The sequence below is a fragment of the Brucella sp. TWI432 genome (assembly GCF_039674445.1).
GTDB classification, from domain to species: domain Bacteria; phylum Pseudomonadota; class Alphaproteobacteria; order Rhizobiales; family Rhizobiaceae; genus Brucella; species Brucella chromiisoli.
The window spans coordinates 47081-72253 of the sequence record NZ_JBDJNL010000005.1 but is presented as its reverse complement, the minus strand read 5'-3'; the positions used below and the strand labels follow the sequence as shown (position 1 = coordinate 72253).

Below are 25173 nucleotides of genomic sequence, written 5' to 3'. Positions count from 1 at the left end.
CGGGAGACAGAATGAATGACAAGGCCTAAAACAATTGGTGAGATTGATACACCTGCCATCCTGATTGATGTAAATCGTGTGCAGGCAAATATAATCAAGGCACAGGCTCATGCCGATAAAATCGGGGTAAAGCTGCGCCCGCATATCAAAACGCATAAATTGCCTTTTTTCGCACGCCGCCAGATTGAGGCTGGTGCAGTGGGCGTTACCTGCCAGAAGCTCGGCGAAGCAGAAGTGATGGCTGATGCAGGCATTGTCGATATTTTTCTGCCCTATAATATTTTAGGCAAGGACAAGCTTGATCGGCTTTATGCCCTTCATCAGCGTATCACGATTTCCGTGACGGTTGATAATTTCACCAGCCTCGAAGGCTTGGCTGAACGTTTTACCAATGCAGGGCGTCCGCTAAAAGTCCTGATTGAATGCGATACAGGCATGGGGCGCTGTGGCGTGCAAACGGCTCAGGAGGCATTGGAACTGGCGCGCCGGATCCATGAGAGCAAGGGGCTTAAGTTCGGCGGTCTCATGACCTATCCGGCAACAGGCAAAGCCGCTGAGGCTGAGCAGTGGCTTTTTGAAGCGCGCAATCTCCTGGCTGCAAATGGTCTTGAATGCGAGACGATTTCGAGCGGTGGCACGCCGGATATGTGGTATTCACCCAGAGAAAACGTGATCACCGAATATCGTCCGGGCACGTATATTTACTTTGACCGCTTTCAGGTCGCAAAAGGTGCTGCAACGCCGGATGATTGTGCATTGAGCGTACTTTCAACGATTGTCAGCCATCCAACGGCGGATCGTGCGATCATTGATGCAGGTTCTAAGGCGCTGTCCAGCGATACTTTGGGCCTTGCCGATTTTGGCGAACTGGCAGGGCGACCCGATGCGCGCGTGACGGGCCTGAGCGAAGAGCATGGAACGGTGAAGGGTGATATTGCCGGTTTGAAAGTTGGTGACAAGGTGCGCGTCATCCCTGATCATGTCTGTGTTGTTTCCAATCTCTTCGACGAAGTTCATCTGATTTCAGGTGATGATGTCATTGATATTCTGCCGGTGGCAGCACGCGGTAAGCTGAAATGACGAACAGGGCCAATCCATTTACTGGTGACAATGACCGCGCGCAGATCTGGGAGATGCTGGTCAGTCGCGATATTGAGGCCTTTGTCTCCCAGAATTGGGAGCTGGTGGCCGATGATTTCGATGAAACGCGCTTTCTTGGTATTCACGCGCACGGTGAAGAAAATCCAGACAAATGGGATGCCGCTTTTCCGACACTCACGGCCTATCGTGATGAATGGCTGCGTCAGGCGGCTCACAGTGCAGCGACCGAATATGCCGAATCTCTTGCGGAAGGCATATTTCGCGCAACGCGACTCAGCGTGATTGACATCACCGGCGATGTCGCAATTGCACGAAAAAAATTCGATGGAGCCATCGCAAAACAGGACGGAAGCCATGATGTGCTCGACTGGCAGACACTTTATTTCTGCCGGCGAGATAGAGGCCGATGGCGCATAACGGGCTTCGTTGGATATATGGTTAATTGATAAATTAACCTTCGCACAGCAAGGCAATTTTTGGGGCGCATATCGACTGATTTGCGCCCTTTTTTCTGCCAGATGATATTGGGTAAGATAAAAGTATAATCATACAAATTTACTGTAATTTTGTTGAATTATAGTCTGCGAATACTAAATTACACGATGTCGCAGCCAATAGCATATTTGTCGCAGTTCGCTCCTGCGCAACCCTTTCACAGCATTACTATGATTGTCAGGCTGGCAGATTAACTCCGGTCACCGGATAGGTCTGCTAGCCCTCATATTTCGTAGCGTACCCCATCAAAAACGAACAAGGGGACGGGGTGCGCAAAGATGAATCCGTGACTGTGGGTGGACATGTCTGGAAATGACCTATATAAATAGAACACACCAAACGCTAATCATTCATTGTGGGCTGCTCACTGCCTGCAAGTTGCGCATGTCAAATTCGCGCATGAATGAGCAAATAATGATGTTAATAAGGAGATTAAACCCGCCAGCACAGCGGGGTTAAACATAATGCATGGTATTTTATACAAGGAAGATAGTATGAAGTCGCCTGCTAAGACAAAGATAAGCTTGAATGGCGTGTTTAAAGTCTTCGGCGACGATCCGAAGCGCGCAATGCAGGAATTGCGCGCAGGTAAATCAAAAGCCCAGATACACAGTGATCATGGTGCTACAATCGGCGTAGACAACGCGAGTTTCGATATTAAAGAAGGCGAAGTATTCGTCATCATGGGCCTTTCAGGTTCAGGTAAATCGACGCTGTTACGCCTGCTAAACCGGCTTATCGAGCCCACAGACGGTTCCATTGAAGTTGATGGCCGTGACATTGTCAAAATGTCGAAGCGTGAGCTGATTGACCTTCGTCGACGCGACATGAGCATGGTTTTTCAGTCTTTTGCCCTGCTTCCCAATCGAACCGTATTAAACAACGCTTCATTCGGACTTGAAGTTGCGGGAATGGGCGAGGCCGAACGGCATGAAAATGCATTGAAAGCGCTGGCAGCGGTCGGTCTTGAGCCTTACGCGCATTCGATGCCGGATCAGCTTTCAGGTGGCATGAAGCAGCGTGTTGGTCTGGCCCGTGCTTTGGCGAGTGAGCCGACAATTCTATTGATGGACGAAGCTTTCTCCGCGCTAGATCCGCTTATTCGTACGGAAATGCAGGATGAATTGAAGCGTCTTCAGGCTGAAAACAGCCGCACGATCATTTTCGTCAGCCATGATATTGATGAAGCCATGCGTATTGGCGACCGTATTTGCATCATGCAACATGGTAAGGTCGTCCAGGTCGGAACGCCAAACGAAATCGTTTCGGCGCCTGCCAATGATTATGTGCGTTCATTTTTCCGCAACGTTGATGTTTCGCGGGTGTTCAAAGCTGCAGATGTGGCGCGTGAAGACGAATTGATTGTCTTCGATCCGGCACAATTGTCTTCGGCATTGGAAAAGCTGGATGCAAGCGGCAAGTCATATGGCGTGCTTCTTGATGCGGATCGCATTTATCGCGGTGTGGTCACACGCGATGCGCTTCTCAACGGCGGTGTCAAGGCTGATGGTGAACATCCGGACGCTGCTGTAGCGATACCAGCGGACGCGCCGCTTTCAGGGCTTTTGATGCGCGTGGCTGAAAGCCCGTGGCCGGTGCCTGTCACCGATCGGCACAATCGCTATCTCGGCGCTATCAGTAAATCGGCATTGCTTGAGACGCTGGGCCGCACGGGTTGAATTGCGCCCCACACGATCTCAGGTTTTCGGGCATTTGCCCGGCCATAGGTAACTCGATCTGAAATGGACGGTAAACCATGGATTTGAATTTCAGTATCGGCGGATGGGCGGATACATTCGTCAATTATATCCTCGATCATTTTACGCCCGCGCTCAACATGATCGCAGCCACCATCGGCTTTGTAACCGACGGTATTCAAAACGCACTTCTGGCAATTCCACCCTATGCCGGTATTGCTATTCTCGCTCTGCTCGCGTTGTGGCGCGTTGGCTGGAAATTTGCAGTTTTCACGGTGTTGGCACTTGCACTCATCATTCATATGGGGCTGTGGATTGGCACCATGGAAAGTCTGTCGCTCGTGCTGGCCTCCACGATTATCGCGGTGGTTATTGGTATTCCGCTTGGCATTGCCATGGCGCGCAACGACACGGTCGCATCCGTTATTCGTCCGGTACTTGATCTGATGCAGACCATGCCAGCATTTGTCTATCTTATTCCGGCAGCAATGTTTTTTGGCCTTGGCGCTGTTCCGGGTACAATTGCGACGGTCATCTTTGCAATGCCGCCGGTGGTGCGTTTGACCAATCTCGGTATCCGCCAGGTTGATGCCGAATTTGTCGAAGCGGGTCTCGCATTTGGTTGCACATCACGGCAGTTGCTTTTCAAGGTGCAACTCCCCAACGCCATGCCATCGATCATGGCCGGTATGAACCAGACAATCATGTTGTCGCTTTCGATGGTGGTTATCGCATCGATGATCGGGGCTGGCGGTCTTGGTAATACGGTTCTGACGGGTATCCAGCGTCTTGATGTCGGCAAGGGCTTTGAAGGCGGCCTTGCAGTGGTCATTCTTGCCGTCATTCTTGACCGCATAACGCAAAGCTTTGGCAAAGGAAATTCCGGCGGCGTGCTGGGGTTCTTCAAAAAGCTGTCCTTTATGAAAAAGACCAGCGAAGAGCCATCCTCGTCATCGTTCCGCAAGCAGGAAGCATGAATAAAAATCGGGAACAGATTCAATTCAAAGGAGAAACTATGTTCGGTAAACTGACCAAAATTGGCCTCGCAGCCGTTGTTGCAGGCAGCATGACTGCCGGAGCAGCTTTCGCGCAGGATAGCAAAACCGTAAAAATTGGTTGGGCCCCATGGTCTGATGCAGAATTTGTAACGAAGCTTGCTGCAAAGATTATTCAGGACAATCTTGGCCAGAAGGTTGAACTGGTCCAGACCGATGTTGCACCGCTTTATCAGGGCGTAAGCCGCGGTGATATTGACGCCATGATGATGGCCTGGCTGCCGGAAACGCATGCCGATTATTACAAGCGTGTGGAAGACAAGGTTGAAAATCTCGGACCGCTTTACGAAGGTGCGAAGCTTGGCTGGATCGTTCCGGATTACATTCCTGAAAGCGAAATCAGCTCAATCGAAGACCTTAAAAAGCCAGAAGTTCGCGAGAAGCTGAAGGGCGAGATTCAAGGCATCGATCCGGGTGCTGGCCTTACCCGTCTGTCTGAAGAGGCAATCAAGAAATATGGCCTTGATTACAAGCTCAATATTTCCAGTGAAGCCGCGATGCTGACGACGGTTGATCGTGCGACACGTTCGGATGGCTGGTTTGTCGCCACGTCATGGAGCCCACATTGGATGTTCGGCAAATATAAGCTGCGTTATATTGCTGATCCTGAAGGTGCATTGGGTGGTGCGGAGCATGTCGATGCGATTGCCCGCAAAGGCTTCAAGGAAGATAACCCCAAGGCGGCCGCTTTCCTTACCAAGATGAGCATTCCGATCAGTGAGCTTGAAACGGCAATGTTTGAAGCGCAGGAAACATCTTATGAAAAGGCTGTCGACAAATATATTGCCGAGCATCCTGATCGGATCAAGGAATGGCTTGCTGAATAAGCAGCCCAGATAATCGATAAGCCCGGTTTATGCCGGGCTTTTCTTTGTTTATGGCTTTGCAAAGGAACTTCAAATTAGACAAATTTATAACAAGAATGAGGTTGCATATCAGCGCAAACGTGCGTTAAAGTTGTCCAGTATTATATATATCTTCTTCTGGCTTTGAGAGGCTTTGCCTTGGAAGATATACTTTTTAGCATCGACCACCTTTGGCGGGGGGCGATGCATTCGGGAGCAGGTTCTTGGGGAGGAGCCTGCTCCTTTTCATTTGGAGCCGAGTTTATTCCAGCCCGCAGGCGCGCAAAAACAGCGTCGAGACTTCCTTTTCGATGCGATCAAGGTCCAGAGGCTCGTCTTTACTCAACGACATCATACTGCGGACCTGTGCTTCAAAATCTGCATAATGTTGGGTAACCGCCCAGATATGCATCTGAAACAATAGCGGATCCACCGGCTTGATGCGTCCATCATCAACCCACGACTGAATGAGCTTAACCGCATTGTGGGTTGCAGAGACGTGTTTTTTCCAATGACGGCTCAGGAACGGTGCGCCATTGGCGATTTCGGTCGTGAAGAGGCGGGAGGCCTTTGGATTTTTTTGGCTGTATTTAAGTTTTGCGCGAATATATTGCCGGATGACCTCTGCCGGATCTTCTTCACTGCTGACGCCTAAGAAAATATCCTCCCACTCATCAAGGATGAAGATAAGAATATCTTCGTATAGCTCTTCCTTGCTTGAAATGTAATAATGAAGCTGCGGCTTGGTCAGGCCAGCACGCTGGGCGATGCCCTGCGTTGATGCGCCGACCAGCCCTTTTTCTGCAAATTCATCGATAGCGGCTGTGCGAATAGCACCCTGAATGCGACGCCTGCGGTCGAGAACCTTGTCTCGTCCGGTCAGTTCGTTCTCATCATTCTGGTCATCTATTGTCATACGTGCCAGCCGCTATCTTAATTACAGGCGCTTATTGGCCCAGTTGCTTCTTGATGTCGAGACCTGCACCTTTGTTAACAAAGGCATCGGTTGCAACCTTGGTCATATCCAGCTCATCACCGCTGACGATGCCAGACTTGCGCGCCAGCTCGTAAAACGCCTTGACGCGGTTCATATCGATGGCACCGATACCTTTTTCCAGCGTGTCGCCGCTGTCGATAAGCTGCAATTCTTTAAGGCGTGCAAGCTCCGCATCCAGCGTTTCCTTGCTCATATCCGCGTTGTCTTTGAGGATCAGCTCATAGGCCTTGCTGTTGTCACCATAGAGAAAGTTGTTCCAGCCTTCGATTGAGGCTGTCACAAAGCGCTGCACCAGTTCCGGATTTTCTTCGATCAGCTGCTGACGCGTTTCAATGGTGTTCGCGTATGTGTTAAAGCCCTGATCAGCGAGCAGGAAGGTTGTGACTTTCGCGCCTTCTTTTTCAGCATAGATCGGTTCGGCTGTAGCATAGGCCTGCTGTACGGTTTTCTTGTCGCCAAGGAACTGCGCAAGGCTGTAGCCATAAGGACGGAGTTGCTCGTCCTTGAAGCCGAATTCCTTGACCAGCCATGGCCAGAACGAGAACTGACCGTCTTTGGAGATCAGGATCGTTTCCGCATTGGCGAGGTCTTTAAAATCTTTGTATTCGCCTTCATGTGCCATCAGTGCCTGCGGGTCTTTCTGATAGAAAGCAGCCACAACAGTGGTAGGCACGCCATTGGCAACATTGTTGAACGACAAAAGCAGATTGCCCGTCAGCAGAAAGTCGAGACGCCCAGCGGCCAGCATTGGGCGATTGTTGACCTGTGGTCCGCCCATTTCGATCTGTACATCGAGGCCATATTTTTCATAGGTGCCATCGGCAACGGCCTGATAGAAGCCGCCGTGACCGGCCTGTGCCAGCCAGTTGGTGCCGAGTGTCACCTTGTCGAGTGCATAGGCCATCTGTGCGGAAAGGCCCATGGTGAGTGCAGCAAGTCCTGCAACGAGTGTCTTTTTCATTTTGGTTCCCCTTGATTAATTCTTCAATGCCATGTCGGTGGTCCAGCCACGGGTTTTGCCGGGATTAAGCAGTCCATAAGGATCCGCCTGTTTTTTGAATTCGATCTGCACGCTGTCGATTTCCTTCATGCCGCCATCTTCGATGGTATAGGCGTGAGGATCGTAAATATCGCAGCCATCAACCTGTTCGAGTTCATCGATCAGGCGGTACATTTCATCACGGCCTTCAAAGCGCACAAGCGGCAGGGCGAAAATCTGCACTTCGCCTTCCAGGCGCGCCATTTCGTGATGCATATATTGAGTGTCGCCGTAGCGTCCGATCTGGCGTGTCACCACATCGACGTCGAACGGCCGTGGATAGGCCACCTGCAAATAGGTCCAGCCCGGCTCAGCCTTCAGCGCCTGAAGAGTGGTGTGGTTCCAGCCGCATTCGTAAGCAGGCTGTAAACCCGCCTTGTGCAACTCATCCAGTGTCATCGAGAAGGAAACCTTACCGCCAAACTCTGTGGCCAGCCGTTCGAAACGCGCCACTTCTTCCGGCGCGATCATTGCAAAAACTGCATCCTTGTCGGACGGGAAAAGATCACCAAACTTGGTGTAGAAACGTGCAAATCGACGATCGACCGTTGTCAGCAGATAACAGTCGAGATTGTCTTCGAGCGCTTTAAGGCAGAATTTCAGCGTTGCCTCATAAGTATCGAATAATGCAGCAGTATGCACCCATTCTGTCGCTTTGGTGAGACCGATTTCAAGCTCAAGAATGATACCATTTGTGCCATAGGCGTGCTGCACCTTATGGATGTCGCGGCCTGTAAGCTCGATAATTTTCGGCTCCGGTTCAACGGTGAGAACCTTTACAGAAAAGACGTTGCCGTCATCGCGCAACATGCCGTGACGCAAGGAGCCGATACCGCCCGATCCGCCTGAGAAAAAGCCGCCAATGGTGGCAATGCGCCGGGTCGAGGGATACATCAGCAGCTCCTGACCCGTTTCGCGCACAGCATCGTCGAGGCGTGAAATACGTGCGCCACCTTCAACGCGAACCTTGCCGGGTTCGATTGCGATGATGCGGTCGATCTTGGTCATATCGAGAATGACGCCGCCTTCAAGCGGAACGCACTGGCCGTAATTGCCGGTGCCGCCACCACGAACGGTGATTGGAATGCGAAGTTTGGCTGCTGCGGCCGCCACGCGGCGCACTTCATCCTGATCTTTCGGGATGACGACGAGGTCGCCCAAATAATGGCCGATATCTTCCGTCAGGATCGGGCTATACCAGAAATAATCGCGAGACCGCAGTTCGACCTGCTTGGGGTCGTCATAAATGCGGATGCCTTCGATTTCGGCGCGAAACGCGGCCCAGTCATAGATGCGCTGTGGTGCGGCAGAATTCATGGGGTTCTCCGATTAATTTTTATACCATCGCGCCAGACGACGCGACGCGCCTGCGGACGGCTGATGAGATCATTAATGTCTGTGGCGTCATGCCAGATGAAATTTGCGCGCCCACCCTCAAACAGCTCTTGAACGCGGTCGCTTCCGATGAAGCGGGCGGGCAGGGTGGTGATGCTGTCGAGCCATTCATCCGGCTCAAGGTGGCAGACCGGTGTTGCCAGACGCAGAACCGAAAGCGGATCGTAATCGCCATAGGGATAGAAAGCGTCACGCACATTGTCGGAGCCGAGCATAGCGTCCATGCCTGCCCGACGCGCTTCTTTCAGCGGTGCTACACCGCGAAGCCGCGGTGATTTCCCGCCAAGTCTGTCTTGCAGGTAGAGATTGGATGTCGGAAGCGATACAAGCGCTGTACCTGCTTCTGCGGCAGCATCAAGAATGCGGCTCAGTTCTTGCGGCTCGCGAAGCGAAAGCGAACAGGCATGACCGCAAAGAACGTGCCCCCCCATATTGTGACGCTTGGTTGCAGCAACAATCAGCGAGAAGCCATCGGCTTCCAGTTCGAGTCCTTCATCGACGTGAAAGTCGAGCTTGAGATCATGCTGCACGGCAAGGCGAAACATTTCTTCTATTTTGGCTTCAAGATCAGCATTGCGGTAGAAGAAAGCACCAAGCACACCGCCATCTGTTGCCACGCGCTCAGCAATTGTTGAACCTGCATCAAGCACAAGATCGCCATGGATAAGGGCGGCGAGTTCAAGGTCAACACGGTCTTTCCATTCTTCGCGCAGCTCGTTCAGCACTGGCCACGCGGTCGGCACATCTGGCGTTGTCCAGTCAATATGGGTTCGCATCGCGCCAACGCCTTGCACATAGGCCGCCTCAAGGCCGCGTATTGCACGCGTGCGAATATCGTCCGCATTCCAGCTCTCGCGGTCGATATTCATCAGATCAATGGCATCGAACAGACATTCGACTTTGGCGCTGCCGCGCTCGGCAATGCGGCTAATAGTGAATGTCTTGTCGAGGTGCACATGCACATCAGCGAAGAGTGGTGTGATAATGCCGCCGCCTGTTGTTTGCGCTGGCGTCAGCGATGCAATGCGCCCATCGTCGATACAGATGTCGTAGTGACCACTGCGGCCAGCAATGGCGATGCCTTTCAACATATCAACGCTCACGACGAATCTCGCTTTCATGCCAGCGTCCCAGCACAAGGCGCGACAGCCAGCTTGTGATCAGAAAAATTACGATGCCCAGCAGCGAAACGAGGAAAAGGGCGGCAAACATACGCGGAATTTCATTGCGGAAGCTCGATTCCAGAATACGCGAGGCGAGGCCAGTGCTCTGGCCGGCGCTGCCTGCAACAAATTCAGCCACCACAGCACCGATCAGCGAGAGCCCACCAGCGATCTTGAGTGCTGCCATAAAATAAGGCAGGGCGCTTGGCGCAAGCAGATAGCGCAGTCGCTGCCACGGTGAGGCGCGATAAAGCTTGAACAGATCACGCAGATTATGATCCGCGCTACGCAGGCCGATGACTGTGTTTGACAGGATCGGGAAGAAGGCCACGATCCACGCGCAGATCAGCAGGGCTGAAAACGTATCGCGCACATAGATCAGGATCAGCGGTGCAATGGCAATCACTGGCGTCACCTGAAGAATGACGGCAAATGGAAAGAAAGCCATTTCGATTGGTCGCGACAGTGCGAAGATCATGCCGAGCAGAACGCCGCCGACAATCGCGCAGAGCAGCGAAATCAGCGTGAGCTTAACTGTAAACCACATGGAGTTCATCAGCGATGGGCCGTCTTTGATCAGCGTCTCGCCGATGAGCGACGGAGCAGGGATCAGGTAATGCGGCACATTGTAATAGCGCACCAGTCCTTCCCAGATGCCAAGTGCGATGATGATCGCAAGTGTTGGCATGATGATACGCAGATTGCGCTCACGACGGGCGAGGCGGTGTTGTTCGGAATTCAGAACAGGCGTTTGGTTTTGCATTTCCCTGTCCTCAGTGGTCAATGTCTTGCGACGAAAGCGTTGCGGTGAGTGCATCGGAAACGCGGGCGCAATCTGTTGCATAAGCTTCCGTGGTGCGGAAATTTTCAGCGCGAGGATAGCTGCCTTCAATCGCAATATCCGCAACCACGCGTCCGGGGCGTGCAGCCATGACGATGACGCGGTTTGAAAGATAGACAGACTCGTAAACACTGTGCGTAACGAAGATCACAGTGAGGCCATGTTTCTGCCAGAGCCGTAAAACATCATTGTTGAGCTTGAAGCGCGTCATTTCATCAAGTGCCGCAAAAGGCTCATCCATCAACAGAAGGCGCGGACGTGTGACCAGTGCACGGGCAATGGAAACGCGCATTTTCATGCCGCCCGAAAGCTCACGCGGATAGGCATCGGCAAAGCGCGACAGACCTACCTGTGTGAGCACTTCTTCGACGCGCGGCGTGGCATCTTTGCGCGACATGCCGGAAAGACGCAGCGGCAAATAAACATTGTCGAAAACGCTGGCCCACGGCATGAGCGTCGGTTCCTGAAACACAAAGCCGATGTCCTGCGCACCAATGGGGCCTTTGCCCGGTGTGTGGCCATTGACACGAATGTCGCCTGCCGAAATGGATTCAAGCCCTGCAATCATGCGCAGCGCTGTGCTCTTGCCGCAGCCCGATGGGCCGAGGAAGCTTACGAATTGACCTTGTTCAATCTTGAGCGACATATCGCTGACCGCAATGACGCCCGTGCCATATTGCTTATAAACGCCGTTTATATCAATCAGGGAAGATGGTGTTTGCGAGTTGGGGGCCACGCTCATCGTCCTTACCAGGCAGGTTGGTTATCGAGCCACGAGAGCGGCGCTCGTTCAATCTCGGCCAGAACTTCGACCAGCCGCTCGGCAGCAAAGTCGATGGTCTTACGACCTTTTTCGGCAGATGCGAGCGTAGCATCGCCAGCGGCGCCGTAAGGATTGATGTCCTGTATCTGCCAAGCGGGCTTCGCTCCACCGCCGAGTGACAGATGCTTGTAATCAGAAGCGAGTGTTTCGGTCAGTGTGCGGAAATTCTGTGCCTTCGACATGTCCACCAGATCGGGGTGGAATTCGAGCATGACCGAGGTTTCCATGTCACCGGCATGAATGCCGTGCTTGAGATCGTGCTCGCTGTAAACGCCTTCCGGCATTCCGAGGCCAAACCAGTTGACGCTGAACACCATCATATTGTGTTTGATACGCAATTCGCGCGCCACAATGTCCATGACGGTGATTTGGCCGCCGTGGCTGTTGAGCAGTGCCATTTTGCGAACGCCGCTTGCGGCAACGCAGGCGCCAATTTCACACCACATGCGAATGAGAGTCTCTGCCGAGAATGTCAGCGTGCCGGGGTAAAGGCTGTGCTCATTGCTTTTGCCGATGGCCTGCGTTGGCAGAAAAAGCGCGTGGCTCTCATTGGGCAGGCGGGCAATGGTTTCTCTGACCATGCCATCCACAATCGCCGCATCCACCGCCAGTGGCAGATGAGGCCCGTGCTGTTCAATTGCGCCGACGGGCAGAACCGCCACGATCTTCTCACGCTCGAGGCGGGAAAACGCTTCGCTCGTGTACTCAGACCAATATCTTTTCAAGGTGGTGGCTCCTGCATTCTTGGGAGGCGGTAAAGCTTTTTACTAAACAATCTGACCGATCGGTCAAACTAAATGTTTAAAAAAATAGCGATGCATGCAATTAAGGTGTGAATCCGTGACGATTTCGCCACGCGACAGCCCGCCACATGATTATGATACGCGGAAAATCCCCGGAGGTCCGATGGACAACAGATGCATTATTATTGGTGCGGGCCATGCAGGTTCGCAGGCTGCAATCAGTCTGAGACAGGAAGGCTATGCGGGCGAAATCGTCCTGATCAATGATGAGCAGGACATCCCCTATCACAAGCCGCCGCTTTCCAAGTCTTATCTGAAAGCACCTGAAAGCGGGATTTTGGTGCTGCGCCCGGAGAGCGCTTATCGCGATAATAATATTGAAATGCTTTTTGGGCGCAGCGTTGAGCATGTGTCTTTGACGGATAAGACTGTCACGCTTGATGACGGTGAGATGCTCAATTGGTCGGAGCTGGTTTTTGCGACCGGTGCGCGCGCCCGCATTCCTGATATGCCGGGCGTTGATCTGAGTGGTGTTGTCACGCTACGCCGTTTGGAGGATGCGCGCTGCATTGCCGAGATGATGCCACGCGTTGAAAATGTGGTGATTATCGGTGGTGGCTTTATCGGCCTTGAAATGGCGCATAGCGCAGTCGGTCTTGGCAAGAAGACGGTCTTGATTGAAGCCGCTCCTCGCGTACTGGGGCGTTCGGTTGCCACACATATTTCAACGCATGTTGAAACACGCAGCCGTGCTGCGGATATTACGCTTCTGACAGGTGTGGGTGTTGAGGCCATTGAAGGCGAAGACGGCCGCGTGACAGGTGTAAAAACAGCCAATAGTACGCTTTTCCCGGCTGATATGGTGGTGCTGGGTACGGGTGCTGTTCCAAATGTCGAGCTTGCACGCGACACCGGACTTGTTGTCGATAATGGCATTGTGGTGGATGAGCATATGCGTGCGTCGAGTGAGCATGTTTATGCGATTGGCGATTGCGTGAGCTATGATCATTTCCATGCAGGTCGTCGCGTTCGACTGGAATCAGTGCAGAATGCGACCGATCAAGCCAAGCATGTTGCACGCTCGATTGTTGGTCGCGGCACCCCTTTTCGTGATGTGGCATGGTTCTGGTCGGATCAGGGTGACATGAAGTTGCAGACCGCTGGTCTGTCATTCGATGCCGACCGTCATATTGTGTTGGGCAACCTCGAAGATAATGCGTTCTCGGTATTTCATTTCGCGGGCGACAAGCTGATTGCGGTCGATTCCATCAACCGTCCGGCGGATCACATGATCGCCCGGCGGCTTCTTGCAGCGGGTATCAACCCCACTGAAGACGATATTGCAGCGGGCGCTGCACGGCTCAAAGAATTGCTCGCAGCAGCGCCAAAGACTTAAGGATATAGAATGACTGTTTTGAAACATCTGCTGCCAGCCGATATGGCCGCACCTTTTGCTGCTTATAGCCATGGTGTGAAAGTAAATGCAGGGGCAGAGCTGGTATTCTGCTCTGGCCAGCTTGGCATTGCGCCGGATGGTTCCGTGCCGGAAGATGCAGGTGCACAGGCAGAACTTTGCTTTGAAAATATCCGCCGTATCCTGCGCGATAGCGGTATGGAATTTTCCAATGTCGTGCGCATCAATGCTTATGTGACGGATCGCGCTTATATGCGTGCCTATATGGATGTGCGGGACCGTCTGTTTCCGCAGCCTGCACCAGCCTCGACACTGATGATTGTTTCCGGCTTTACGCGCGAAGAATTCAAGGTTGAAATCGAGGTCGTGGCTGCCAAATAATCTGCTTGTTTGCGGCTCATTTGAACAAAAAATAACACCCGCCGCGGGAGGAGCGGCAGGTGTCATTTAGGGTAAGACCGGAATGGGAGGAGGAGGTCCGGTCTTGAGATCACCGAGGAAAATGGGAGGAGGGAACACCCCGGTGAAAACTCTGAAAACTTTAGAACCGCGTGGTTTTAAGTGTCGCGGTTCTTATTAGGCTTAAGCCTTTTGATGGCGCGCTCTTAGCGAGCAGCAGCCTTACGTGCAACGAATGGAATTTCCGAAGGCATAATGCCGAGGTCGTTCAGTTCGCGTGGGCTCAGGCGGCTCAGTTCGTTTACAGTGTTACGGTAACGGCGCCAGTTGTTGTACGAGCGGATCAGGTTCATTTCTCTCACCTAGTCAAAAATCAAATCTCTTTGTTGCCCACAGCATATAGGCTGCTCGCTTCGAAAGTTGCAGAGCCAGATTTGCATAGCTGCTGTGCAATTTAGCCTGTCGATTGCATGGATTTTGCGCGACTTGGTCATTTTATAATCACAATCATCTCACCACATGACCAAATCACTGATTTTAAGGCGCTCCACTGACATAATCCTTTTTAATGCGTTAATGGATAGGTCGGTCCATGCTCGTCTCGCTCCTACTTAGAAAGTTCTTTTGCATAACGGGCGCGCGCAGATTCTTGTCGCAAAAATCCGGGAATTTGTCGGTTGAAGGCAACAATTCTGCATGACTCCCAAAGCGGATTGAGATAAGTCAATCATGTCGTGTGATGGAGCGTTGTGTTTTACGAGATCGTTCTGTCACTGTTTGTCTGCGGGAGAGAGCTGATGCAAGTTGGCCACCGAAGGGGAAATCGCCCGAAATCTCTCAGGTACAAGGAACCGCAGGCGGGTAAGGCAACTCTGGAAAGTCGGGGGAAACCCTGCGCCGAAGGTGTAAGTGTAGCTTTATAGCTATGCGAGTCTCTCAGGCTTGAGACAGAGGGGCACGAAGCAACCGCATTTCGCGGAGGCATACGTGCGACTCTGGAGTTGTTATGGGCGATACCGCACACTTGAATACCCTGCCTTTGCAGGATCTGCATGAGGAAGCTGGCGCACGCTTTGGCGGTTTTGCTGGCTGGAATATGCCGATCACTTATCCGCTTGGCGTTATGAAGGAACATCTTCACACGCGTGAGCATGTCGGCCTTTTCGATATTTCTCATATGAAGCTGATTGAAGTTTCGGGCGCAGACGCAATTGCGCTTATTGCGCAAACTTGTCCGCTTGATCCTTCGGTTTTGAAAACCGGCCAGTCGAAATATACGTTCTTCCTCAATGAAAAGGGCGGCGTTCTTGACGATCTTATTGTCACGCGTCTGGGTGAGGACCGGTTCATGGTTGTTGCCAATGCCGGCAATGCGAGCGCTGATATTGAACACCTCAATGAAGCGGCATCTGGCAAGGATGTAACGGTCAATCCGCTGGATCGCGTTTTTCTGGCCATTCAGGGGCCGGAAGCCGAAAGCGTGATTAATGATGCCGGTCTTAAAGGCGCAGAACTCGGTTTTATGAGCGGCTTTGAACCCAATCCTAACTGGTTCATGACCCGTTCGGGCTATACCGGCGAAGACGGTTTTGAAATTGGCTTGCCTGCCGATGAGGCGCGTGCGCTTGCAACCAAGCTTCTGGCTGACGAACGCGTCGAATGGATTGGCCTTGCCGCTCGCGACAGTTTGCGTCTTGAAGCCGGCCTTTGCCTGCATGGTCAGGATATTACCCCAGAAACCGATCCAGTTTCGGCTGGTCTCACATGGGCGATTAGCAAGCCTGTGCGTGACAAGGCTGCCTTCCATGGTGCCAAAGCCGTGCTTGACGCGATTGCCAAGGGTGCAACCGCCAAGCGCGTTGGCCTTAAGCCGGAAGGCCGCCAGCCAGTACGTGGCGGCGCAGAACTTTTTGACGAATCCGGCTTTCAGATCGGTACTGTTACATCGGGTGGCTTCGGCCCATCCGTAGGTTTTCCGGTTGCCATGGGTTATGTCGAGGCAAGCCTCGCAGTGCCTGGTACCCGCATTTTTGCTGATGTCCGCGGTAACAAGGTTCCCGTTGATGTTCATGCACTTCCCTTCACACCGCATCGCTATCGCAAAGGATGATTTCCATGGCCAATATCCTGTTCACCGAAGATCATGAGTGGATCAGCGTCGAAGGTGGCGTTGCCACTGTCGGCATCACGATCCACGCACAGGAGCAGCTGGGCGACCTCGTATTCGTCGATCTGCCGGAAATCGGTCGCACTGTTTCCAAGGGCGAGAGCATCGTCGTTGTTGAATCGGTCAAGGCCGCTTCCGACGTCTATGCACCGGTCGATGGTGAAGTCGTTGAAGTGAACGAAGCCGTTTCAAGTGACCCGGCTCTCGTTAATCAAGCTGCAGAAGGCGATGGCTGGCTGTTCAAACTTAAGCTTTCCGATGAAGGCCAGCTTTCGGGGCTTCTCGACAAGGCCGGTTATGACAAACTCGTAGGATAAAAAAATGACGGTAACTGTTCTACCCTTTGTTGCCCGTCATATCGGGCCACGTGTGGAAGACGAGCGTGCAATGCTTGCAGCGCTCGGCCTTCCTTCCATGGAAACACTGATTACGCAGGCTGTTCCGGCATCCATCCGCCTGAACCGTGCGCTTGATCTGCCGGCAGCTTTGAGCGAACACGCAGCCCTTGCGGAGCTTAATGAAATCATGGGCCGCAATGTGGTGAAGAAAAGCTTCATCGGTGCGGGCTATCATGGTGTGCAGACACCACCTGTCATTCAGCGCAACCTGTTTGAAAATCCAGCCTGGTACACGGCTTACACGCCTTATCAGTCGGAAATCAGCCAGGGCCGTCTGGAGCTTCTGTTTCACTTTCAGACGCTTGTTGCCGAGTTAACCGGTCTTCCGGTTGCCTGCGCTTCGCTCTTGGATGAAGCGACAGCCATTGCTGAAGCTGTGGGCGTTGCCATTCGTCATCATCGCGACAAGCGTGAGCGGGTTCTGCTTGCAGGCGATCTGCATCCGCAGAGCGTGGATGTGATCAACACCCGCGCGGAGCCACTTGGCTGGCAGGTTGAAGCCGGAAGTGTTGTCGATGATAACACCGCTGCGGTCGTCATCCCATGGCCGGATACGCGCGGTGTTTATGGCGACTTCACTGCTGTCATTGCCGATGCCAAGGCCAAGGGCGCTTTGGTCATCGCTGTTGCTGATCCGTTGGCGTTGACCATTCTGGAAGCCCCTGCCAAGTGGGGCGCTGACATGGCTGTCGGCTCCATGCAGCGCTTTGGCGTTCCAATGGGCTTTGGTGGTCCACATGCTGCATATCTCGCAGTATCCGAGCCGCTGACGCGTATCATTCCGGGCCGTATTGTCGGCCAGTCGGTCGATGCGCATGGCCGTGCCGCTTATCGTCTGGCACTCCAGACCCGCGAGCAGCATATCCGCCGCGACAAGGCGACTTCCAACATCTGCACCGCGCAGGCGCTGCTCGCCAATATGGCAGCAGCCTTTGCCATCTGGCACGGCCCGACAGGTCTTCAAGCCATTGCAACGCGCGTTGCTACTCTTGCGTCGCGTTTTGCAACGGGCCTCAAGGCTGCGGGTGTCGAAATTGCAGGCGACAGCCTGTTCGACACGGTTACGATCAAAGTTCCGGGCAAAGCCGCAAACATTGCCGAAGAAGCCGATAAAGGTGGTCGTCTGATCCGCATCATCGATACGGATACGGTTGGTGTGACCTTTGATGAAACCTCGACCGAAGACGATCTTGCAGCACTCGCCATTTTGTTTGGTGCAAAGCCAGTTGGCAACGACGATCTGCTGGTTCCGGGTAAAGGACGCGGTGACGGCTTCCTGACGCAGGACGTGTTCCATTCGCACCGCTCCGAAACCGAGATGATGCGCTTCCTGCGTCGTCTGGCCGATAAGGATCTGGCGCTTGATCGTGCGATGATCCCGCTTGGCTCCTGCACCATGAAGCTCAATGCGGCAGCAGAAATGATGCCGGTGAGCTGGAACACGGTTGCCAATCTGCATCCGTTCGCACCTGCCGCGCAGACGACCGGCTATGCCAAGATGACCTCGGATGTCGAAGCATGGCTTTGCGAAGTCACCGGCTTTGCAGGCGTATCGCTACAACCAAATGCTGGCAGTCAGGGCGAATATGCGGGTCTTCTCGCAATCCGCCACTATCACCAGGCACGCGGCGAAGGTCATCGCAACATCTGCCTTATTCCATCCTCTGCACATGGCACCAATCCTGCCAGCGCATCGATGGCTGGCATGAGCGTTGTGGTCGTCAATTGCCGTCCGGATGGCGATATCGACATTGATGATCTGAAAGCCAAGGCTGAGAAGCATCGCGATAATCTCGCGGCCTTCATGATCACCTATCCGTCGACCTATGGCGTGTTCGAAGAAGGCATCAAGGCTTTCTGCGAGATTGTCCATGACAATGGCGGTCAGGTCTATTTCGACGGTGCAAACCTCAATGCACTCGTTGGCCTTGCGCGTCCTTGCGACATTGGCGCAGACGTCTGCCACATGAACCTGCACAAGACCTTCTGCATTCCACATGGCGGCGGTGGTCCGGGTGTCGGTCCAATTGGTGTGGCCAAGCATCTGGTGCCTTATCTGCCAGGGCATGTTGATCTGGGTTCCAAGCACGCTGTTTCCGCAGCACCGTTTGGCAGTGCATCCATTCTGGTCATTACGTGGATGTATATCCGCATGATGGGCGGTAACGGTCTCAAGAAGGCAACCGAGGCTGCAATCCTCAACGCCAACTACATCGCGCATCGTCTGAAGGACGCTTATCCGATCCTTTATACTGGCGCGCATGATCGTGTGGCGCATGAGTGCATCGTGGATACGCGCGTGCTCAAAGACAGTGCAGGCGTCACCGTGGAAGATGTTGCCAAGCGCCTCATCGACTATGGTTTCCACGCACCGACCATGTCATGGCCGGTTGCCGGAACGCTGATGATTGAACCGACCGAGTCTGAGCCAAAGTCGGAAATCGACCGTCTTTGCGATGCGATGATTGCCATTGCAGGTGAGGCGAAAAAAGTTGCCGATGGTGTCTGGCCGAAGGATGATAATCCACTAGTCAACGCACCGCACACGGCACGCGATACACTGGCGTCAGATTGGACACATCCCTACACGCGTGAGGAAGCCGTGTTCCCGGCAAGTGCGCTGGGTGGCGACTTTGACACGACAGCAAAATATTGGCCGCCGGTCAGTCGCGTTGACAATGTGGGGGGTGACAGAAATCTTATCTGTTCTTGCCCACCCGTTGCGTCTTACGGCTAGTAACACTTTGTTAAGCGAGGGAACGGAGCGGTACTCTATCGCTCCGTTTGAGATAAAATTTCCGGTTCTTCCTGTTGGAATTGTTTATAAGCAAAAGAACAGGAAATGGCTTTTGAGTGCCGGAATGATGATGAGAACTCCGTTCCCATTCAATCATTTTTCAAGAACACTATGCATGATCATAAAAAGCGCTGCGGGAACGTGGCGCTTTTTATTTTTGTTCTAACTTACTGAAATTTAGGCAAAAAAAGAGCCGGACTAAAAAGTCCGGCTAAGTTATGAAGGTGCCATAAAGGCAAACCTCCAGAGGGGAACACTTACCGCGCGCAATGGGAGGAGGCGCAAGCGGTAAGCACCTGTCATATGGACCCGTTGACACTATTCTTCAAGCCCTAAATGACGAAATTTTTGACCATTTCGGAAAATTCTGAAACTTTTTGATTGTTCAACAATTTTTAGGCGATGATTGGTCAATATTAGTGGCCATTTCTGCCACGAGAGTGCTCCAAATCGAAACAATCACCTGTTCCGTCGCCGGTACGTTGCGACTCAGAAATTGCGCCCAAAAGTTCTGGCAAGGATTTTCAGCACTTCATGTCTGCAAGATATATCGTAAGCACATTGGCATCAATGCGAATGAAGAATCCGGATCACACTCAAGTCATGAACAGAGGCCGTGTAGAGATCATCTGGCGCGCTGGCTGCGTTTTTATCGATCATTTCGCATCTGTAAAAGCCATAGTTTTTAGTCTTTTCAAGAGCTTATTCAGGCTCCCTCAAACTAGGCAGAATGTGATCATTCTCTTATTATTAACTCTATAAGCTTTTGAAATGGTTAGAATAATTCTAAAACATTCCTATGTGGGTCAAGTTCATTTTGCTTGCAGTACTGATGGCATGGATATAAAAAGATGACAAATAAAGGAAGGCTTCTGCCGGTTTTAAGAGAGTTAATTGAGGGGCAGGTTGACAACTCTGTCTTTTGGATAAATTTGAATGCTCGTACCATTTCTCATTATGTTCCGTGAAGGCGTGGAAGCAGCGCTGATCGTTGGTATCATCGCAAGCTACCTGCATCAGACAGGGCGCAGCGCATGGATGCCCGTTGTCTGGATCGGTGTCCTGCTGGCAATCGCTTTATCGCTGGCTGTCGGCGCAATTCTCCAGCTTATCAGCGCAGAATTCCCGCAAAAGGCACAGGAGCTTTTTGAGGCTATCATTGGGCTTATTGCTGTTTTCGTGCTGACTTCCATGGTTTTCTGGATGCGCAAGGCTGCCCGTTCCATCAAGGCTGAGCTGCATCATTCTATCGATGCAGCTTTTGAAACGCCGACACATAAGGGCTTCGGTCTTATTCTGATGGTGTTTTTTGCTGTGGCGCGCGAAGGGCTTGAATCTGTCTTCTTTCTGCTTGCTGCATTCCAGCAGAGCGAAGGCGGCGAAGCGCCGCTTGGTGCGCTGTTGGGTGTGGTTCTGGCAGCGTTTGTTGGCTACGGCATTTACCGTGGTGGCCTCAAACTCAATTTGCGGCGCTTTTTCCGCTGGACCGGTGTTTTCATCCTGGTCATTGCAGCGGGCATTCTGGCTAACTCCGTCATGGCGCTTCATGAAGCCGGCATCTGGAACCACTTCCAGACGGTCGTATTCGATATGAGCGAAATCCTGCCACTTGATAGCACCCTTGGCTCGGTTCTGGCCGGTATCTTTGGCTATATCGCGACACCGACGATCAGCGAAGTGGTTGCCTATGTCGGGTTCCTTGTGCCTGCGCTCATAATTTTCCTGATGCCGCCTTCCGCACCTGCGCAAAGTGCTGCCGCCAAGAACGCAGCTTAATCGAAGAGATTTTTTATGACCCAGCCGAAAAGCCCGAAATCTACTGCACCATTCTCGCGCAACCTTGCGCGCGTGGTGCTGGTGCTGGCCATTGTTCTGGTGTTGGCGGCGGGTGCTGCTTTCTATTACGCCTCGCGCGTTTCAGATAAATCGCGCCATGCAGATGGCGATGGCAAAGTGCAGATCGTGGTCAATGCGAAAAGCTGCGATCCAAATGAGTTGACAGTTCCTGCAGGGCGTACGGTTTTTGAAATCGTCAACAAGTCGGACCGCTCGGTTGAGTGGGAAATTCTTGATGGTGTCATGGTGCTCGAAGAGCGGGAGAATATCGCGCCGGGCTTCAAACAAACACTGTCAGCGAAGCTTTCGCCGGGCGAATATCAGATTACTTGTGGCCTTCTTTCCAACCCGCGCGGCAAGCTGATCGTAACGCCATCGGCAAGCAGCGAAGCTGAAAAAGGCAAGTTGCCGTTGACGGCATTCCTCGGTGCACTGGCTGAGTATCAGATTTATCTTGCAACCGAAGTTGTCGAATTCCAGAAGGCCGTTGCAACGCTTTCCGATGCCATTTCTAACGGCAATATCGAAGCTGCACAGGCCGCTTATGCACCAGCACGCGAGGCTTACGCACGTATCGCTCCAGTTTCAGAAGCTTTCTCTGATCTTGATACAGCAATCAATGCGCGCGCTGATTTCTTTGAAAAGCGTGAGCAGGACCCTGCCTTTGGTGGCCTGCATCGTATCGAATATGGACTGTTTGAACAAAAATCGCTGGAAGGTTTGCAGCCCGTTGCCAATAAATTGGTAGAAGACGCGGCTGGCCTGAAGGATCGCATTCGTGCGTTGCGTATTTCGCCTGACCGAATGCTGGCGGGCACGTCATCGGCGCTCAATCGCTTTGCGTCCACCGCTGCGGATGCAGGCGATGATCGTTACGCACATACAGATTTGCAGGTATTTGCAGGTCTTGTTGAAGGCGCAGCCAAGACAGCGGACGTGTTGCGTCCGATCGTCGTCAAAGTCGATCCCAAGGCATTTGAAGGGATTGATGCTCAGGTGTCTGTCGTGAAGGCGCTGCTTAGCGCTCAGAATGGCAAGGCATATAACACGCTTTCCAGTGATGAGAAGGCGAAAATCAAGGACGGCGCGATGGCTCTCGCCGACCAGTTTTCAAAACTCCGCGATCAACTTGGAGTGGATTAATGTCCAAGAAATTTTTCAAGAACGAGAATGTTAAAAAAGACAGCGTAGCATCGCCAGAACGCCGTGCAATTTTACTCGGTGCCGGTGCTACGGGGGTTGCAAGCGTGCTTGCATCGCAAGTGGCTCATGCACGCTCTTCCAACAATTCACTTTCTTCAGAGAGCGTAACCAACGCGCCTGAAAGCGACAAGTTGCAGGAGAGCCAGCCGTTTTATGGTATGCATCAGCCCGGCATTGTGACGCCGCGTCCGGCAACAGGCCTCGTAGCTGCGTTCGATGTTCTGGCGCGTGACCGCGCAGACCTTGAACGCATGTTCAAGCTCTTAACAGAGCGCGCAGCCTTTCTCATGAAGGGGGGCAAGCCACCAGTGCTTGATCCGAAATTCCCGCCTGCTGATTCCGGCATTCTCGGGCCAACGGTTACACCAGATAACCTCACGATCACCGTGGGCTTGGGGAATTCGCTCTTTGATGATCGTTTTGGGCTGAAGCCGTTCAAGCCAAAGCACTTGCAGCGCATGACGGGCTTTCCCAATGACGCCTTGCAAAAAGATCTCTGCCATGGCGATCTGGTAATCCAGTTCTGCTCGAACACCGCAGACACCAACATCCATGCGCTGCGCGATATCATGAAGAACATGCCTGATCTTCTGATGGTTCGCTGGAAACAGGAAGGCTCTGTTCCTGTGCAGCCGCCGCATTCTCCAAAAGCCAAGGAAAGCGCGCGCAATTTCCTCGGTTTCCGCGATGGTTCTGCCAATCCCGATGCCGCTGACAAAACGCTTATGGATCGCATTGTCTGGATACAACCCGATAAAGGTGAGCCGGAATGGGCGGCAAATGGCAGCTATATGGCGGTGCGTATCATTCGCAACTTTGTCGAGCGCTGGGATCGCACTCCGTTGCAGGAGCAACAGACTATTTTCGGGCGCGAAAAAGATAGCGGTGCACCGTTTGATGGTAAAACCGAAGCTGATGTGCCTGATTATTCAAAAGACCCAGAGGGCAAGGTTACGCCGATGGATGCGCATATTCGGCTGGCCAATCCACGCGATGCCAATGCCGAACAACATCTTATTTTGCGCCGTCCGTTCAACTATTCCAATGGTGTTACGAAGTCTGGCCAGCTTGATATGGGGCTGCTGTTCATTGCTTATCAGGCTGATTTGGAAAAGGGCTTTATCACTGTCCAGAAGCGCCTCGATGGCGAGCCTCTGGAAGAGTATATCAAGCCGATCGGCGGCGGTTATTTCTTCACGCTACCCGGCGTGAAAAATCAGGATGACTTTTACGCACGCGCACTCCTGCAGGCGAGTGGGCCGCAGAATGCGCGCGGGTGAAGGTCTTATCACCACGGAGAGGTAAATATGAAATATCGTCTGCCATTGCTCGCGTCGGCTTGTGTCGTCGCTCTGTCTCTCAGCTTTGGTGCTGCAAAGGCCGAAGTTTCCCCACTCGATCTCGTTCAGCCAATCGCTGACTATAAGATTTATGTTCAGGATAATCTTGATGTGCTCGTGAAGGACACAAAGGCTTTCACCGACGCAATCAAGGCTGGCGATCTTGCAAAGGCGAAAGAGCTTTATCCATCCTCGCGCGTTTCCTATGAAAAGATCGAACCGATTGCAGAGCTTTTTGCCGATCTTGATGCGTCAATTGACAGCCGCGCTGATGATCATGAAGATGCGGAAAAGTCGGACGATTTTACCGGTTTCCATCGTCTGGAATATGGCTTGTTCGCGCAAAACTCAACCGAAGGCTTGGCGCCAATCGCGGATAAGCTCTACGCAGATGTTGTTGAGCTTCAGAAGCGCATCAAGGACATGACCTTCCCTCCTGAAAAGGTTGTCGGTGGCGCTGCAGCCTTGATGGAAGAAGTCGCTGCAACCAAGATTTCAGGTGAAGAAGACCGTTATAGCCATACGGACATCTGGGATTTCCAGGCCAATGTTGATGGTTCCCAGAAAATCGTTGAACTGTTCCGTCCGTTGATCGAAAAAGAAAATCCTGAGCTTTTGAAAAAGTCGGACGCAAACTTCAAAACTGTCAACGACATTCTTGCGAAATACAAGAAGGGCGATGGCTACGAATTATACGACAAGCTGACTGAGGAAGACCGCAAAGTTATGGCTGGCGCCATTACCACGCTTGCAGAAGACCTTTCGACCTTGCGCGGGACGCTTGGCCTGAACTAAGGCTTCCGTGCTGCTCGGAAAATGGCGGGCATTGCCCGCCATTTTTAATAAAAAAATCAGATCGTGAAAAAAGTATTGTTTTACAATGCGCCCGGATAGACTCTAACCGGGCGATTGTCTTTGACCGACTCCATAACCACAAAAGTGGACGTGCTTGCCACATTCGGCAGGCTGGAAATCTTTTCGCCCAGCACCTCGCGATAACGCCGGATGTTGGGCGTTCGCACTTTCAACAGATAGTCGAATGAACTTGCAATCATGTGGCATTCTTCAACTTCACGTATTTTGCGCACGGCAACATTGAAGGCGGTAAGTGCGCTCTCGCGTGTGTCCGATAGTTTGACCGTCGTGAAAGCAATATGATCAAGGCCAAGTTTTTCGGGATCAATGGCTGCGCGAAACCCGATAATATAGCCTTCATCGACCAGCCGTTTGACACGTGCCTGACATGGTGTCTTTGACAGGCCGACTTTTTTTGACAACTCGGTCATGGCAATGCGACCATCGTCGCTCAAGACCTCAAGAATGCGCCGATCGAACTGATCCAGATCGTCTACAGAATCTATTTTTCGCATTCATTTTGCCTCTTTTCGTTATAATAATAAGACTGAATTTCCTTCATATGGATCA

General features: G+C 52.5%; 23 protein-coding genes and 1 riboswitch. Of the genes, 14 read left to right on the top strand and 9 right to left on the bottom strand.

What is annotated here, in order from left to right:
* The first annotated feature begins 15 nt into the window (after positions 1 to 15).
* The 5 genes from ABE527_RS10010 to ABE527_RS09990 all read left to right on the top strand — a co-directional run bounded on the left by ABE527_RS10010 (position 16) and on the right by ABE527_RS09990 (position 5175).
* Positions 16 to 1080, top strand: a complete 1065-nt coding sequence (locus ABE527_RS10010) for a D-TA family PLP-dependent enzyme (protein ID WP_499696826.1) — start codon at positions 16 to 18, stop codon at positions 1078 to 1080.
* Positions 1077 to 1547 (top strand): hypothetical protein, encoded by a 471-nt coding sequence (locus ABE527_RS10005; protein WP_499696825.1) that lies wholly within the window; start codon positions 1077 to 1079, stop codon positions 1545 to 1547. The genes ABE527_RS10010 and ABE527_RS10005 overlap by 4 nt, the downstream gene beginning before the upstream one ends.
* Positions 1548 to 2090: 543 nt before the next feature.
* The gene (gene proV / locus ABE527_RS10000) at positions 2091 to 3275 is read left to right on the top strand and encodes a glycine betaine/L-proline ABC transporter ATP-binding protein ProV (RefSeq protein WP_499696824.1); all 1185 of its coding nucleotides are present in this window, start codon (positions 2091 to 2093) and stop codon (positions 3273 to 3275) included.
* A gap of 77 nt (positions 3276 to 3352) precedes the next feature.
* Positions 3353 to 4270, top strand: a complete 918-nt coding sequence (locus ABE527_RS09995; RefSeq protein ID WP_499696823.1) for an ABC transporter permease — start codon at positions 3353 to 3355, stop codon at positions 4268 to 4270.
* Between the two features lie 38 nt (positions 4271 to 4308).
* A complete protein-coding gene (locus ABE527_RS09990; RefSeq protein ID WP_265984356.1) occupies positions 4309 to 5175 on the top strand; it encodes a glycine betaine ABC transporter substrate-binding protein in 867 nt (288 codons plus the stop codon).
* 280 nt (positions 5176 to 5455) lie between these two features.
* On the opposite strand, the gene ABE527_RS09985 is transcribed toward ABE527_RS09990, so the two are convergent.
* From ABE527_RS09985 to ABE527_RS09955, 7 genes are read right to left on the bottom strand one after another with little or no spacing between them, the layout of a single operon-like run.
* Positions 5456 to 6109: a TetR family transcriptional regulator C-terminal domain-containing protein gene (locus ABE527_RS09985; RefSeq protein ID WP_265984355.1), complete on the bottom strand. Its 654-nt coding sequence runs from the start codon at positions 6107 to 6109 to the stop codon at positions 5456 to 5458.
* 31 nt (positions 6110 to 6140) lie between these two features.
* Positions 6141 to 7151, bottom strand: coding sequence for an ABC transporter substrate-binding protein (locus ABE527_RS09980; RefSeq protein WP_499696822.1), 1011 nt, complete (start codon positions 7149 to 7151; stop codon positions 6141 to 6143).
* 15 nt (positions 7152 to 7166) lie between these two features.
* The gene (locus ABE527_RS09975; RefSeq protein WP_499696821.1) at positions 7167 to 8546 is read right to left on the bottom strand and encodes an FAD-binding oxidoreductase; all 1380 of its coding nucleotides are present in this window, start codon (positions 8544 to 8546) and stop codon (positions 7167 to 7169) included.
* Complete coding sequence (locus ABE527_RS09970) at positions 8543 to 9745, bottom strand: amidohydrolase family protein (RefSeq protein ID WP_499696820.1); 1203 nt, start codon at positions 9743 to 9745, stop codon at positions 8543 to 8545. Before ABE527_RS09970 ends, ABE527_RS09975 begins: the two co-directional genes overlap by 4 nt.
* Positions 9717 to 10550 carry an ABC transporter permease gene (locus tag ABE527_RS09965; RefSeq protein WP_265984346.1) on the bottom strand — a complete coding sequence of 278 codons (834 nt, stop codon included), beginning with the start codon at positions 10548 to 10550 and terminating at the stop codon, positions 9717 to 9719. Before ABE527_RS09965 ends, ABE527_RS09970 begins: the two co-directional genes overlap by 29 nt.
* Positions 10551 to 10560: 10 nt before the next feature.
* A complete protein-coding gene (locus tag ABE527_RS09960; protein ID WP_499696819.1) occupies positions 10561 to 11370 on the bottom strand; it encodes an ABC transporter ATP-binding protein in 810 nt (269 codons plus the stop codon).
* A gap of 5 nt (positions 11371 to 11375) precedes the next feature.
* Positions 11376 to 12176, bottom strand: coding sequence for a creatininase family protein (locus ABE527_RS09955; protein WP_499696818.1), 801 nt, complete (start codon positions 12174 to 12176; stop codon positions 11376 to 11378).
* Positions 12177 to 12357: 181 nt separating this feature from the next.
* Here ABE527_RS09955 and ABE527_RS09950 point away from each other — a divergent pair, with 181 nt between their 5' ends.
* Positions 12358 to 13590 (top strand): NAD(P)/FAD-dependent oxidoreductase, encoded by a 1233-nt coding sequence (locus ABE527_RS09950; protein WP_499696908.1) that lies wholly within the window; start codon positions 12358 to 12360, stop codon positions 13588 to 13590.
* Positions 13591 to 13599: 9 nt separating this feature from the next.
* The gene (locus tag ABE527_RS09945; protein WP_499696817.1) at positions 13600 to 13989 is read left to right on the top strand and encodes a RidA family protein; all 390 of its coding nucleotides are present in this window, start codon (positions 13600 to 13602) and stop codon (positions 13987 to 13989) included.
* A 224-nt stretch (positions 13990 to 14213) separates the two neighbouring features.
* Here the strand turns inward: ABE527_RS09945 and ABE527_RS09940 are convergent, their stop codons facing one another.
* The gene (locus tag ABE527_RS09940) at positions 14214 to 14360 is read right to left on the bottom strand and encodes a DUF1127 domain-containing protein (RefSeq protein WP_084486680.1); all 147 of its coding nucleotides are present in this window, start codon (positions 14358 to 14360) and stop codon (positions 14214 to 14216) included.
* A 421-nt stretch (positions 14361 to 14781) separates the two neighbouring features.
* Positions 14782 to 14871, top strand: a riboswitch (glycine riboswitch).
* Between the two features lie 142 nt (positions 14872 to 15013).
* Here ABE527_RS09940 and gcvT point away from each other — a divergent pair.
* From gcvT to efeO (ABE527_RS09905), 7 genes are all read left to right on the top strand, one after another.
* Complete coding sequence (gcvT, locus tag ABE527_RS09935) at positions 15014 to 16117, top strand: glycine cleavage system aminomethyltransferase GcvT (RefSeq protein ID WP_499696816.1); 1104 nt, start codon at positions 15014 to 15016, stop codon at positions 16115 to 16117.
* A gap of 5 nt (positions 16118 to 16122) precedes the next feature.
* A complete protein-coding gene (gene gcvH, locus ABE527_RS09930; protein ID WP_265984333.1) occupies positions 16123 to 16491 on the top strand; it encodes a glycine cleavage system protein GcvH in 369 nt (122 codons plus the stop codon).
* Between the two features lie 4 nt (positions 16492 to 16495).
* The gene (gene gcvP, locus ABE527_RS09925) at positions 16496 to 19309 is read left to right on the top strand and encodes an aminomethyl-transferring glycine dehydrogenase (RefSeq protein WP_499696815.1); all 2814 of its coding nucleotides are present in this window, start codon (positions 16496 to 16498) and stop codon (positions 19307 to 19309) included.
* Positions 19310 to 20305: 996 nt separating this feature from the next.
* The gene (gene efeU / locus ABE527_RS09920) at positions 20306 to 21145 is read left to right on the top strand and encodes an iron uptake transporter permease EfeU (RefSeq protein ID WP_265984330.1); all 840 of its coding nucleotides are present in this window, start codon (positions 20306 to 20308) and stop codon (positions 21143 to 21145) included.
* A 15-nt stretch (positions 21146 to 21160) separates the two neighbouring features.
* Positions 21161 to 22348 carry an iron uptake system protein EfeO gene (efeO, locus tag ABE527_RS09915; RefSeq protein ID WP_499696814.1) on the top strand — a complete coding sequence of 396 codons (1188 nt, stop codon included), beginning with the start codon at positions 21161 to 21163 and terminating at the stop codon, positions 22346 to 22348.
* Positions 22348 to 23688, top strand: coding sequence for an iron uptake transporter deferrochelatase/peroxidase subunit (efeB, locus tag ABE527_RS09910; protein ID WP_499696813.1), 1341 nt, complete (start codon positions 22348 to 22350; stop codon positions 23686 to 23688). Before efeO (ABE527_RS09915) ends, efeB begins: the two co-directional genes overlap by 1 nt.
* Before the next feature lie 27 nt (positions 23689 to 23715).
* Complete coding sequence (gene efeO / locus ABE527_RS09905) at positions 23716 to 24543, top strand: iron uptake system protein EfeO (RefSeq protein WP_265984326.1); 828 nt, start codon at positions 23716 to 23718, stop codon at positions 24541 to 24543.
* An 80-nt stretch (positions 24544 to 24623) separates the two neighbouring features.
* Here efeO (ABE527_RS09905) and ABE527_RS09900 read toward each other — a convergent pair whose 3' ends face one another.
* Entirely contained in the window at positions 24624 to 25118 is a 495-nt protein-coding gene (locus ABE527_RS09900; RefSeq protein WP_265984313.1) for an Lrp/AsnC family transcriptional regulator, read from the bottom strand.
* Positions 25119 to 25173 lie beyond the last annotated feature (55 nt).